Below are 13,287 nucleotides of genomic sequence, written 5' to 3'. Positions count from 1 at the left end.
TTAATTCGCTACATCAGAAATAAACTTGATCCTCAACATCCTTACTTCCTCATCAGTCAAATCGTCGCCGAATTCCGCAAGAAGGACTTTCATACTGTCGCTCTCGCTTTCGCCCATGAACTCCATGAATTCCTCCACAATATCCTCATCAAAATTTTCGTCGATATAGTAATCGATATTGAGTTTGGTTCCTTGGTAAACGATTCGCTCCATTTCTTGCAGAAGCTCGTCCATTGAAAGGTTTTTGGCTTTGGCGATATCTTCAAGATCGATTTTTTTGTCGGTACTCTGGATAATGAAAACCTTGTGGCTGGATTTGTTGGCAACACCTTTCAACACCATATCCTGGGTTCTTTCAATATCGTTTTCTTCCACATATTTCTTGATGAAGTCAGCAAATTCTTTCCCATATCTTTTTGCCTTGCCTTCACCGACACCGTAGATTTTTCCAATCTCTTCAATGGTGATCGGATATTGCACCGTCATATCCTCCAAACTCGGATCCATAAAAACCGTGTACGGCGGAATCCCGTGTTTTTTGGCGACGCTCTTCCTTAAATCTTTGAGCTGGTTGAAAAGCTTCTCGTCTAAACCTCCCGTTTGCTGCACCTGGATTTTCTCGGAATCAGCTTTCTGCTGCTGCAAATCGTATTCCCTGTCTTCCGCGATCAGGAAAGAGTTTTTATCTTTTCCGTCGATCACGTTTTGACCTTTTTCGGTAATTTTAAGGACGCCGTAGGTTTCAATATCTTTCGCTAAGAAATTTTGAACCGTTGCCTGTCTGATAATCGATTTCCAGAAATTCTCGGTCTCCTTTTTCCCGATACCAAAATGTTTCGTGGATTCTAACTTATATGATTTCGTCACAGGATTTTCTTTTCCCACAATCACCGAAATCAAATCTTTGGTTTTGAATTTCTCTTCAAGGTCTTTAACCAAAGTCAGAACCAATTTCAGCTCTTTCGAAACATCCTTCAATTTTGGCGGATCCACAGAATTATCGCACATTTTTGCACCCAGTCCTTTTTCGGGATCAAACTGTTCCCCAAAATAATAGAGGATGTACTGCCTTCTGCTCATCGATGTTTCGGCGTAACCCACGACTTCATTCAAAAGCTGAAGTCCGATCTCTCTTTCCGAAACCGGTTTTTGGGCAAGGAATTTTTCTAATTTTTCAATGTCTTTCGGATCATAGAAAGCGAGGCAATGACCTTCACCGCCGTCTCTTCCGGCTCTTCCTGTTTCCTGGTAATAACTTTCGAGGGATTTCGGGATGTCGTAATGGATCACAAATCTCACGTCGGGTTTGTCGATTCCCATTCCGAAAGCGATCGTTGCAACGATCACGTCACATTCCTCCATCAAAAATTTATCCTGGTTCGCAACCCTGGTTTTCTGGTCCAAACCTGCGTGGTAAGGAAGCGCATTGATTCCGTTCACCTGAAGAAGCTGTGCAAATTCTTCCACTTTTCTTCGACTCAGGCAATAGACAATTCCCGACTTCCCTTTATTCCTGTTGATAAATTTTACAATTTCCTTATCGACATTGATCTTCGGGCGAACTTCATAAAAAAGGTTCGGTCGGTTAAAGCTTTCCTTAAACACCACCGCATTCGCCATTCCCAAAGTTTTCTGGATATCGTCCTGAACTTTCGGCGTTGCAGTCGCAGTTAAGGCAATTACGGGAACATCAGCAATTTTGTCGATAATAAGTTTCAGGTTTCTGTATTCGGGGCGGAAATCGTGACCCCATTCCGAGATACAGTGCGCCTCATCGATGGCTACGAAGGAAATTTTAACCTCCTTCAGAAAATCGAGGTACTCTTCTTTAATTAAAGATTCCGGAGCAACATATAGAAGTTTGGTTGTTCCCGCCTTGATATCGTCGAAAACCTGTTTAGTCTGGGTTTTGTTTAATGAGGAATTCAGAACGTGTGCTATTCCTTCCGTGGAAGAAAGTCCGTTCACCGCATCGACCTGGTTTTTCATCAACGCGATCAGTGGGGAAACCACAATTGCAGTACCCTCTGAAATTAATGCCGGAAGTTGGTAGCAAAGCGATTTTCCGCCACCGGTTGGCATTAGGACGAAAACATCATTGCCATCCAAAAGCGTCTGGATAATTTCCTCCTGCTGTCCTTTAAAGGTTGAGAAGCCGAATAATTTCTTCAATTCTTTCGCTAATCCGGCGATTTTTGTATTCATCTGAATTTGTTTGCTAAATTTGCATATTACCCAAAGTTAAAAAATAAAAATCAGATTTGAAAGAATCAGGACTTTGCGCTTAATTAAAAAAATGTTAAAAGTTATTCCTGTTCTCCTTAATTTGGGTTAAAGCGTTAACCAATGAACCATTCTGAAATTCTGCAAATCGCGAAAGATTCCATTTCCATAGAGATCAACGAACTTGAAAATCTGAAAAACCGGCTCGACGAAAGTTTTCTGAAAGCAGTGGAACTCATCAATTCTGCAAAGGGAAAACTCATCATCGTGGGAATCGGGAAATCGGCTCACGTGGGAAACAAGATTGTCGCAACGCTGAACTCCACCGGAACTCCCGCACAGTTTCTGCACGCATCGGAAGCGATTCACGGCGACTTGGGCGTCATCCAAAAAACGGATGTAGTGCTCTGCATTTCCAATTCGGGTAATTCGCCGGAAATCGTGAACCTTGTTCCTTTCTTAAAAGATTATTCTGCCGCGTTGATCGGTATGACCGGAAATCTAAATTCAAAACTTGCCGAATTTTCCGATGTTGTTTTAAACACCCATGTCGAAAAAGAAGCGTGCCCCATTAAACTTGCACCAACAAGTTCAACCACCGTTCAAATGGCGCTCGGTGATGCTTTGGCGGTTTGCCTGATGGAAATCAACGGATTTAAGGAAAAAGATTTTGCCAAGTTTCATCCCGGCGGAAGTCTGGGCAAAAACCTCACCGCAAAAGTGGAACAGTTCCTTTCCTCACAAAAACCGCAGGTTTCTGAAAATGCCGGAATCCGCGACATCATTATTTCTGTGAGCGGATCCACACACGGAATAACCGTGGTCACCGATAGCGAAGCGATTACGGGAGTGATTACCGACGGCGATTTGCGACGAATGTTGATGAGCGAAGCCGACCTGTCGAAAATTTCCGCAAAAGACATTATGAGCAAAAACCCAAAAAGCATCGACAAAAATTCATTAGCAAAAGATGCGATGGCAATTTTAAAAGAAAAAAATGTCGGTCAGCTCATTGTAACGGAAAACGGAAAATATTTCGGAATCATCGACATCCACCGACTTTTGGATGAAGGCATTAACTAAGACAAAAGATAAAAGGAAAAAGATAAAAGGAAAAAGATAAAAGGAAAAAGATAAAAGGAAAAAGATAAAAGGAAAAAGATAAAAGGAAAAATACGAAAGACGAAGTACGAAATACGAAATACGAACTTGAAACCTGAAACCTGAAATGCGAAGCATTCACGATCTCAAATAAAAAAATAAATAAAATTGTGAGTAAACCTGAAACCAACTTCAAACTTCAAACCTCAAATAAATTTCTTTTTTCCGTAATTTCGCAACCTCAAACCTTAAACTTCAAACTTCAAAAATCCAATGAGCGACGGCAAGGAAATGTCATTTTGGGGACACATCGGTGAATTGCGTGGACATCTGATCCGCTCTATCATTGCGATTGTGATCGGTGCGCTGATTGTCGGGTTCAACATCAACTGGATCATGGACCATGTTTTTTTCGGTCCGACCAGGAATGATTTCCCGACCTTTAAGATTGTCAACCATTTCTCGAATATGGTTTTGGGACACGACAGCATCACGCTTCCCGACGATTTTCCAGTCCGAGTTCAAAAACTTTACCAGCAGTTCAACGTCATGATGGCGGTCTCCATTTTCGGCGGGATCGTATTGGCGTTTCCCTACATTATCTGGGAACTGTGGCGGTTTATCAGTCCGGCTCTTCATCCCAACGAAAGAAAAAATTCGGTCTTCATGATCAATTTCGTGTGGATCCTTTTTCTCACGGGGATTTTGTGCGGGTATTTCCTGATCTTACCGTTCGCGATCAACTTCGGGGTCATCTTCAAAATCTCCGACATCATCGTTCCGCTCTACGATTTAAGCGATTACACGACACTTTTCCTGCAGGTTGTTTTGGGAATGGGCGTAATTTTCCTTTTTCCGGTCATCGTTTATTTCCTCACTTCTATCGGAATTCTCACACCGGTTTTCATGAAAACTTACCGTCGCCACGCGATCGTACTGATTATGGTTGTGGCGGCAATCGTAACTCCAGCCGATGTTCTGAGTATGTTGATGGCGGCATTTCCGCTGCTCTTGCTCTATGAATTCAGCATCGTAATGAGTTCGTACACCTACAAAAAACTGGAAAAAAGAAACCAGCTACCTGCAAAAACCGCATAATTTTTTAGGAGCTTGAAGGTGGGATCAATTCTCGACGACCCTACCCGTTTTCCGCTGCAATCTTTTTTGTTTTTTTTATCCTCATTGTAAGAACGTGCAAGAGGTGCGTTCAAAAAAAACAAAAAGGATTTCCGCTACAACCGGGGCTAAAAACATCTTTCATTTCTTCTTTGAAGAGAAAAATCCATCACTCATCACTCATGAATCACTTCCCCATCGGAAACCGATCTTTAATCAGATTCAGGTTGATTCCGTGTTCGAGCCACGCTTTGCAACCTGCCATCACCAGATTGAAACCACCCGTCGAATCTCGGATTTGTTTCTTCATATCGTCGGTATTTCCTTTGAAAAGGTCGTTCACCACATTCACAAAAGTTTCGTTCTCTGATATTTTTTTTAAGGTGAAAACAACTCTCGTCATATCGTCGTAATTTCCCCATTCGATTTCGATTTTTTCGTTATTCACCACGTCGGAAACTCTTACGGGAACATCCAGTCCATACATTTCCCAAGTCCACGTGATTTCCTCGCCTTCCTCAAGTTTTCCAGAACTCTTGGTGAACCAGAAATTAGTCGTCACTTCAGGATTCACAAACGCCTCGAATACCTCTGAAACCGGTTTCCTGATGAGCATTCCTGCTTCTGCAAAATTTTGATTTTCCATAATTCGTTATAATTTCTTCCTGTTAAAAGTACAAAAATAGAGCGTGCTTCATAACACGCTCCCTAACAAAATATTTCTACAGATTTAATTTTCTACATAATCCTTCAGCGCTTTACCGACGATCTCCTTCCATCCGTCTTCGAAATTGCTGGTCGCAAAATCCAGTCCGAGGTGGTCGAAATTCTCAAGTCCTTTATGGGTGAGCGTTACCATTGTGCCTTCTCCATCCGGTTCCAGTTCCCATTTCACGAGGGTTTTATCTTTTGAGTATTCAGGATATGACCAGGAATGTTTCAGCTTCGATTGCGGAATAATTTCAAGAATTTCTCCGTGGTGATGGAATTTCTTTGCGTCCCCCGGTTCATAAAAATTGAACTCGTTATGTAAACCAAGTTCAAAATCCGGGATATCAAAATACCACTCTTTCATCTGCGCCTTGTCGGTAAGCGCATTCCAAACTTTTTCTACAGGTGCGTTAACTCTCTGTTTAACGACTACATTATCGTGCATAGCTGTAATTTTTAAGGTTGATTAAAATTAAAAAATATTTAATCATCAAACAAGTAAAAAAGAGCGATTATTAACAAAATGTGATTTAAATCAACAACTGTCGATATTCTGTGGCAACTTTCACCTAAAAATTTTATTGGTGATTTTTAAAGTATTTTTGCACCTGCATCGTCAAGAGAAAAAATGAAATTACTTAGAAGAACCCTCATCTTTACTTTGATTTTGGCCGGATTATTTTCGATGACGGCCTGCTTTATTATGAAACAGAAAAAATTTGGCAAAACACCGTCAGGCGAAAGGCTCGAACGAATCAAGAAATCTCCCAACTGGCGAAACGGAAGTTTCCAAAACCTGAATCCCACACCGCAGTTGGCTGAAGATACTTCGATGCCCGAAATAATGTTCAGATTCCTTTTCGGGAAAGTTGAAAAGAAAGCTCCTGTTCACGCTTTCCATTTCGAAAAAACCGATTTGAGAAATCTTGATCCCAACCAGGATACTTTTATTTGGATGGGCCACTCTTCTTATTATATGCAGATTGACGGCAAGAAAATCCTCGTTGATCCCGTTCTGAGCGGTTATGCTTCGCCGTTTTCCTTCACCACAAAAGCATTCAAGGGAAGTGACTTATACACCGCGGAAGATATTCCCGAATTGGATTATTTGATCATTACCCACGATCATTGGGACCATTTGGATTACAACACGGTCTTGAAACTTTTCCCAAAAACCAAAAAAATCATCACAGGATTAGGAACCGGTGAACATCTCGAATTATGGGGGTATAATCCCAAAAATATGATCGAACTCGATTGGTTTGAAAGTTCAGATTTAGGAAACGGATTCAAAATCAATGCAGAACCTGCCCGACATTTTTCAGGGAGAACCTTTAAAAGAAACCAGGCAATCTGGGCAAGTTTTGTTTTTGAATCGCCGAACCAACGAATTTATATCGGCGGTGACAGCGGCTACGACGACCATTTCAAAAAAATTGGTGAGAAGTACGGAAGTTTCGACCTTGCAATCCTCGAAAACGGACAGTACAATAAAGATTGGCGATACATCCATTTCCTTCCCGGCGAAAACATCAAGGCAATGAAGGAACTTAATGCCAAAAGAATGATTCCGGTTCACAACAGCAAATTTGCATTGGCAGTACACCCGTGGAACGAACCCTTACAGAAAATCACCGAACTCAATACCGAAAACTTAAGAATCATCACTCCAAAAATCGGTGAAAATGTGGATTGGAAGGATGATGAGAAGGTTTATGAAAAATGGTGGGAAGCTTACGATTGAGTGGACGAGTAGTTCAGTGGTTCAGTAGTTCAGCGGTTCAGTGGTTCAGAAAAGTGAAGCGCAGAAAGCGAAAAAGCAATAGCTCATTGTGAAGCTGTGGGATGAATAGAAACCATCAGCCGATTGCAGAGTGCTGAAAGCTTCAAAGCAAAACAAACTCATTTTTTCGTATTTTTGAAAAAATCCAAATTATGAAATTCCCAAACCTTCTTTCTTTATTAATACCATTTGCTTTTCTGTTTTCCTGCAAAGCACAAAACACCGCAGATTTATCCAAACTCACTCCGCTTGATGCTGAGCTTTCCACGGTTAAATATCCGTTTCCAACCACCACAAAAATTGTAAAAAACCAGGGACAGGAACTGAAAATGGTTTATATGGATGCAAAACCTGCAAACTGGAACGGAAAAACCATTCTACTTCTTCACGGAAAAAACTTCAACGGATATTATTTTGAATCTGTTGCCAAAGCATTGAACAAGGAAGGTTTCCGTGTTGTAATGCCCGATCAGATTGGTTTCGGAAAATCATCAAAACCGAAACAATATCAGTTCAGTTTTCATCAGTTGGCAGAAAACACAAAATCAATCATGGATGATTTGAAAATTGATAAATTCATGGTTCTCGGTCATTCCATGGGTGGAATGCTCGCTTCAAGAATGGCAGTAATGTATCCCGAAAATGTAGAAAAGTTAATCCTCGAAAATCCAATCGGACTCGAAGACTACAAACGTTTTTCACCTTATCAGAACATCGAGAAACAATACGCTTCTGAACTGAAAAACACTTACGAATCCTACAAAAACTACCAACTCCAATTCTATTACGACGGAAAATGGAAAACCGAATACGACAAATGGCTGAATCTTCTCGCAGGTTGGACGGTGCATAAAGACTTCCCAATCACCGCCTGGAATGCAGCGTTGACTTCCGATATGGTTTACACGCAACCAGTCGTTTATGATTTCGAAAAAATCACTGCTCCTACCCTTCTCATCATCGGAACCCGCGACAGAACCGCTATTGGCAAAGCTTTTGCTCCAAAAGAACTTCAACCACTGATGGGACAATACCAAAATCTCGGAAAAGAAACCCAAAAGAAAATCAAAGGTTCAAAACTGGTGGAACTGGACGATGTCGGGCATTCACCGCACATCGAAGTCTTTGACCGATTTATACAGCCTCTTTTGGAATTTGTAAAGGAATAATCTCCCGCTGATTTCGTGGATTACGCAGATTTCTTTCTCGCACAGATAACACGGATTTTTTCAGATTTATATATCATAAATATTATCGCTGAGTATCTTAGATACGCCTTTGTTTATCTTAAATATTACCGATTTGGCAGTTTTCAGATTTATCGACGGAAAGCTGACCCTCACAGAACTGCTTCCGGGAGCGACTTTGGAAGAAGTGAGAGAAAAAACTTCGGCGAAATTTGAAGATAAACTTGCATAAAATCACTATTTTTGGGAATTGCTAACAGCAGATTATGGATGCAGCAAGAGATTTCCGGAGTTTTATTTTTTCACCAATTGTCATTTTTGTTGTAAGATGCCTTATCGGATTTTCCATCGGTTTTTTTCTGATGAAACAGTTTCCGCAGTATGATTTCTTTTGGGCATTGCTTTCTATAATGTTGGTGATTTCGCCGGAAGGAAAAGATTCTCCGAGACTGACTACCGAACGTGTAAAAGCCAATCTGATTGGAGCATTGTCGGGTTTCGTCGTAGTTTTTTTGCCATTCAGCTTATTTATAAAAGCGATCATCGCAATTACGGTAACCGCAATAATATGCAACGCAATAAAACTACTTGGTGTATCACGAAGTGCCATTGTCGCAGTGATTATCATTCTTATTGAAAAACCGGACGAAGGTTATCTTGCCTCAATCGAAAGATTTTCTTTTGTACTGATTGGCTGTTTAATCGGACTGATCGTTGTAGTGACAACGGGTTACATGATACGCTTCGTGCACAAAAATTGGCTGAAAGCCGAATATAAACTAAAGAATTTGAAATAAAATCAATAATAAGTTATGAGCAAAAACGCATACATTATCGACGGAACACGTTCTGCAATCGGCAATTTCAAAGGAAGTCTTGCCGCTGTGAGAACGGATGATTTAATTGCATCTGTAATTAAAAGTCTTGTAGAAAAAAATCCGGATTTACCTTTAGATAAAATCGATGATGTTATCATTGGATGCGCAAACCAAGCCGGTGAAGACAACCGAAATGTTGCGAGAATGGCACTTTTGCTTGCCGGACTTCCCGTAACTGTTCCGGGAGAAACAGTGAACAGACTTTGTGCTTCGGGAATGAGCGCGATTGCACAGGCATCAAGAGCAATTAAATCGAATGAAGGTGATTTGTTTATTGCAGGCGGTGTTGAAGGAATGACACGTGGACCTTACGCCATCTCAAAAGCGGAAAACGGTTTTGATACCACACAGAAAATGTATGATTCAAGTTTTGGATGGCGTTTCATCAATCCTGAAATGGAAAGAATGTACGGTACTGAAGCGATGGGAAAAACTGCCGAAAACTTGGCTGAAATTTATAAAATCTCAAGGGAAGAACAGGACGAATTTGCTCTGAATTCTCAGATGAAAGCTAAAAAAGCACAGGAAAGCGGAAGATTGGCAGAGGAGATTTCAGACATTGTTATTCCACAAAGAAAAGGTGAACCAATTGTTGTAAATCAGGATGAATTCATCAAACCGAATACTTCAATGGAAGTTTTGGGAAAACTGCGCGCTGCTTTCGTAAAAGAAAACGGCACGGTAACCGCGGGAAATGCATCGGGATTGAATGACGGTGCTGCTGCTGTAATCATCGCTTCCGACGAAGCTGTGAAAAATTATAACCTGAAACCTTTAGCAAAAATCGTAACTTCTGCAGTTACCGGAACCGAACCGAGAATTATGGGAATCGGACCTGTGGAAGCCACAAAATTAGCATTGAAAAGAGCGAATTTAACCCTCGAAGATATTGAAATTATTGAACTGAACGAAGCATTTGCGGCACAGTCCATCGCCTGTCTGAAAGAATTGGGAATTGCTAATGATGATCCGAGAGTAAATGTAAACGGTGGCGCCATCGCATTAGGTCATCCACTTGGAATGAGTGGAACGAGAATTACGTATTCTGGCGCTTTGGAACTTCAGAAAACCGGTAAGAAATATGCGCTTTGCACCATGTGTATCGGCGTTGGACAGGGATATGCTGTAATCCTTGAAAATGTATCCAAATAAAAACTTAACATACTTCGTCAAAATAAAATGACAGATTTGTTATTTTATTGTTATACATTTGTTCATCAATTAATTACTTGCGATTAAAGAGTAAAAACAATAACATGATAACATTCCGTTCAAATTGCCCTTTAGCGAGAAGTCTCGATATTTTGGGTGACAAGTGGACACTATTAATTTTGCGCGATATTTCGGCGTTCGGGAAAACAACTTTTAAAGAACTCTCCCAAATGAAGGAAAAAATCGCGACCAACACCCTATCTGACCGACTGGAAAAATTAACTTCCGAAGGGATGCTCACCAAAACCAGAAGCAGTAGAAACAAACTGGTTTTCCACTACAACATTACTGAAAAAGGGCTCGAATTGCTCCCGGTAGTTCAAGATTTTATCAACTGGTCGATGAAATACCTCTACGAAGAAAACGAAATGGAGGATTTGCAGAAGTTGATGGCAACCGTGAAGATTAATTAAAATCAATAAAAAATGACTGAAGCTTTAGCTCCAGTCATTTTTGTTTGTCATACTTTAGAAGTTTACTTCAACAACTTACTCTTCACGCTATTTCCCTGCGCGTTTTTAAGTTGCAAAATATACATTCCGTTCTTCAAATGAGAAGCATTGATTCTGCTGTTTCCAGAATTCAAGCTACCAGAAGAAATCAGTCTTCCTTCACTGTTATACAGTTGGGAGAACCTTTTTCGTTTCACAAAGTACACTAAGAATTAGCACGAAGATCACAAAGTTTTCGTTCACAAAGGTGCGTTGCTTGGCAAAGAAAATCCTTGCGCAAACCTATACGAGCGAAGCGTTCTTGAAAATAAGTAATCTTTGTGTTCTCTGTGGCTTCTTCGGATTCTTTGTGTCATAAAAAAATTACCCGTAAAGTTCCTTAGTTTTTTTCAGCGACTGAACAATGAGTTGTTCAAGAACTTCGGTGTTCAGATCAGCGAGTTTTTTGAAGTAGATGCATGAACCTTTTGCCATTTTGATTTTGCCGAGTTGGGAAATCAGCTCGTTTTCGGAATCGTCGCAATGAAGCACGTAAAGGGAAAATGCAGATTTGCGTGGCGAGAAACCAATCCTGCACATCTCGCCTTCTCTCCCACTTTCATATTTGTAGTGGTAGTTCCCGAAACCGATTATCGAAGGGCCCCACATCGTGGCTTTCTCGCCTGAAAGCTTCTCCATGATCATCACGAGTTCGAAAGAATCCTCGACCTTGTTTGGATCAGAATTTCTGATGAATTCCTCGACGCTGATTTCGGTGGGTTTGGTTTTGTTTTCTGACATAGTTTTTGGGAAGTCTGAAGAATTGTGGGCTTTGAAAGAAATCGTGAAATGTGCTTTTAGCCCCGATTGAAACGGAAATCCTTTTTGCGGTGGCTTCGCCGCCGCAAAAAAAGCGGGACCGAGATTCCTAAGAATACCTGAACCGTCGTGCTCCTAAAAAATCAGTGCTGCATTTTCGCGGGATCGTCGTAATTCACCATCCAGTTGATGCCGAATTTGTCGGTCCACATTCCGAAGTAGGCACCCCAAAATGTTTCAGCAAGCGGCATCGTCACTTTGCCACCTTCGGAAAGTCCGTTGAACAGGCGATCTGCCTCTTCTTTGGAGTCGGTGTTGATGGAAAGCGAAATGTTGTTTCCCACATTGAAATTGGATGCCCATTCGCCGCCGGTGTCGGAACCCATCAATACGGTTTCCTGGGAAATCGGGAGCGTTACGTGCATGATTTTGTTTTTGTCTTCTTCGGAAATCTGTTTGCCATGTTCGGAAGGAGGCATATCGCCGAATCTGCCGATAAACGGGAATTCGCCGCCGAAAACGGATTTGTAGAAGTTGAACGCCTCTTCGCAGTTGCCGTTGAAAGTGAGGTAAGCATTTACTTGTGCCATAGGAGAAAAGTTTGAAATTGTTTGAGATTGTTTGAGGTTGTTTGAGATTGTTTGAGGTTTGAAGTTGGTTTGAAGTTGGTTTCGAGTTTACTCACAATTTTATCTATTTTTTTATTTGAGTTCGTGAAAGCTTCGCATTTCAAGTTTCAAGTTTCAGGTTTCATCTAGCATTCTCGGGATGGGAGTTTTAAGTTTCAATTTGGAAAACATTTTGGTCTTGCTTCTTCTCTTTTCTCTTTTCTCTTTTTTCTTTTCTCTTTTTTCTTTTGCCTTTTTTCTTGTTTCTTTTGCCTTCTATCTTTTAACTTGTTTCTTGTTTAATTTGACTTTTTAAGTGAGACCGCCATTTTCCATCCCACGAAAACCAGTCCCCAAACGGCGATTCCTAGAATCCAGAACCAAATCGGCGACGGAATGGTGATCATCATGTAAATGGACGTGATGAGAAAGACGATTCCTAAGATTGCAGCGTATGTTTTCTTGCGGTCATTTGCCACTAAAGTTGAGACAAAGCCCGCCGTCAAAGCTCCCGCTGCGTAAGAGATGATGACGAAAAAGATGGCCATAAACGGAGCGGTCTGCACATAGTTTTTGATCGCTTCGGGATCGTTGGGATCTGTTCCTGCGGGAAGCGGATAAAGATAATGCCCCAATTGCTGAACCAATCCAACTGCAAAACTTGCGGCAACGAGACCCGCCAAAGTCGCTAAAATTTTTCTTAACATTCTACTGGTTTTTGATATTAGTTCTGTAGTTCAAAGTACCGTCGTAACTCGTCCAGGCGCCGATGAACTCGATGAACTGACTGTCGATTTGTTCGGTTTTACGATTCCAGTTGAAAGTGTAGATGAATTTCCCTTTCAGTGTTCCTGAATGTTTTCCAGTCGGTTCTTCCGCGAAATCGTATTCGCCGAAAACGACGTTTCTTTTCCTGCCGTTCTTGTATTTTGTAATGATGATTTTGCCCTCGAATTTGGAATAAGTTCGGTCAACAAGCGTGTAACCCGCGACAAAATATTCCTGGTCATTCTTTCTGTCCTGCTCAGAAATATTGATTTTCATTTTCAGCTCCTGCTTCTGATTGCCGATCGTTCCGATGTAGGGATTCGAGTTGTTGAGCCACACTTTTTCGATATTCGGCATTTGTGAGAATGCGAAACTGGAAAGGAAAAGGAACAGGAAAAGGATATTTTTCATCTTGGTTTTATTTGATTTAGGAATCAGATCATCAGATTG

Annotated in this window: 15 protein-coding genes; 7 read left to right on the top strand and 8 right to left on the bottom strand. The window is 41.1% G+C overall.

Annotation, left to right across the window (positions count from 1 at the left end):
- Entirely contained in the window at positions 1 to 2,205 is a 2,205-nt protein-coding gene (gene recQ / locus MTP09_RS05055) for a DNA helicase RecQ (protein WP_243550938.1), read from the bottom strand.
- Between the two features lie 141 nt (positions 2,206 to 2,346).
- On the opposite strand from recQ, the gene MTP09_RS05050 reads away from it, so the two are divergent.
- Positions 2,347 to 3,306 (top strand): KpsF/GutQ family sugar-phosphate isomerase, encoded by a 960-nt coding sequence (locus tag MTP09_RS05050; RefSeq protein ID WP_243550937.1) that lies wholly within the window; start codon positions 2,347 to 2,349, stop codon positions 3,304 to 3,306.
- Between the two features lie 291 nt (positions 3,307 to 3,597).
- A complete protein-coding gene (gene tatC / locus MTP09_RS05045) occupies positions 3,598 to 4,422 on the top strand; it encodes a twin-arginine translocase subunit TatC (protein WP_243550936.1) in 825 nt (274 codons plus the stop codon).
- 205 nt (positions 4,423 to 4,627) lie between these two features.
- Here the strand turns inward: tatC and MTP09_RS05040 are convergent, their stop codons facing one another.
- A complete protein-coding gene (locus MTP09_RS05040; RefSeq protein WP_243550935.1) occupies positions 4,628 to 5,086 on the bottom strand; it encodes an SRPBCC family protein in 459 nt (152 codons plus the stop codon).
- An 84-nt stretch (positions 5,087 to 5,170) separates the two neighbouring features.
- On the bottom strand, positions 5,171 to 5,596 hold the full coding sequence (locus MTP09_RS05035) for an SRPBCC family protein (protein WP_243550934.1): 426 nt from the start codon (positions 5,594 to 5,596) through the stop codon (positions 5,171 to 5,173).
- 183 nt (positions 5,597 to 5,779) lie between these two features.
- On the opposite strand from MTP09_RS05035, the gene MTP09_RS05030 reads away from it, so the two are divergent.
- From MTP09_RS05030 to MTP09_RS05010, 5 genes are all read left to right on the top strand, one after another.
- The gene (locus MTP09_RS05030; protein WP_243550933.1) at positions 5,780 to 6,895 is read left to right on the top strand and encodes an MBL fold metallo-hydrolase; all 1,116 of its coding nucleotides are present in this window, start codon (positions 5,780 to 5,782) and stop codon (positions 6,893 to 6,895) included.
- A gap of 191 nt (positions 6,896 to 7,086) precedes the next feature.
- Positions 7,087 to 8,103 (top strand): alpha/beta fold hydrolase, encoded by a 1,017-nt coding sequence (locus MTP09_RS05025; protein ID WP_243550932.1) that lies wholly within the window; start codon positions 7,087 to 7,089, stop codon positions 8,101 to 8,103.
- A 284-nt stretch (positions 8,104 to 8,387) separates the two neighbouring features.
- Positions 8,388 to 8,918: an FUSC family protein gene (locus tag MTP09_RS05020; protein WP_243550931.1), complete on the top strand. Its 531-nt coding sequence runs from the start codon at positions 8,388 to 8,390 to the stop codon at positions 8,916 to 8,918.
- 15 nt (positions 8,919 to 8,933) lie between these two features.
- A complete protein-coding gene (locus tag MTP09_RS05015) occupies positions 8,934 to 10,151 on the top strand; it encodes an acetyl-CoA C-acyltransferase (RefSeq protein ID WP_243550930.1) in 1,218 nt (405 codons plus the stop codon).
- Positions 10,152 to 10,255: 104 nt separating this feature from the next.
- On the top strand, positions 10,256 to 10,624 hold the full coding sequence (locus MTP09_RS05010) for a winged helix-turn-helix transcriptional regulator (RefSeq protein WP_243550929.1): 369 nt from the start codon (positions 10,256 to 10,258) through the stop codon (positions 10,622 to 10,624).
- 62 nt (positions 10,625 to 10,686) lie between these two features.
- Here the strand turns inward: MTP09_RS05010 and MTP09_RS14540 are convergent, their stop codons facing one another.
- The 5 genes from MTP09_RS14540 to MTP09_RS04990 form a co-directional block, all read right to left on the bottom strand.
- Positions 10,687 to 10,860: a T9SS type A sorting domain-containing protein gene (locus tag MTP09_RS14540; RefSeq protein WP_396022246.1), complete on the bottom strand. Its 174-nt coding sequence runs from the start codon at positions 10,858 to 10,860 to the stop codon at positions 10,687 to 10,689.
- 166 nt (positions 10,861 to 11,026) lie between these two features.
- Positions 11,027 to 11,443, bottom strand: coding sequence for a DUF1801 domain-containing protein (locus MTP09_RS05005; RefSeq protein ID WP_243550928.1), 417 nt, complete (start codon positions 11,441 to 11,443; stop codon positions 11,027 to 11,029).
- Positions 11,444 to 11,604: 161 nt separating this feature from the next.
- A complete protein-coding gene (locus MTP09_RS05000) occupies positions 11,605 to 12,051 on the bottom strand; it encodes a VOC family protein (protein WP_243550927.1) in 447 nt (148 codons plus the stop codon).
- A gap of 317 nt (positions 12,052 to 12,368) precedes the next feature.
- A complete protein-coding gene (locus MTP09_RS04995; RefSeq protein ID WP_243550926.1) occupies positions 12,369 to 12,776 on the bottom strand; it encodes a hypothetical protein in 408 nt (135 codons plus the stop codon).
- 1 nt (position 12,777) lies between these two features.
- The gene (locus MTP09_RS04990; RefSeq protein ID WP_243550925.1) at positions 12,778 to 13,248 is read right to left on the bottom strand and encodes a hypothetical protein; all 471 of its coding nucleotides are present in this window, start codon (positions 13,246 to 13,248) and stop codon (positions 12,778 to 12,780) included.
- Positions 13,249 to 13,287 lie beyond the last annotated feature (39 nt).

Origin of the sequence: Chryseobacterium suipulveris (assembly GCF_022811685.1) — a bacterium.
Lineage (GTDB): Bacteria > Bacteroidota > Bacteroidia > Flavobacteriales > Weeksellaceae > Kaistella > Kaistella suipulveris.
This window is presented reverse-complemented; position numbering and strand designations above follow the sequence as displayed.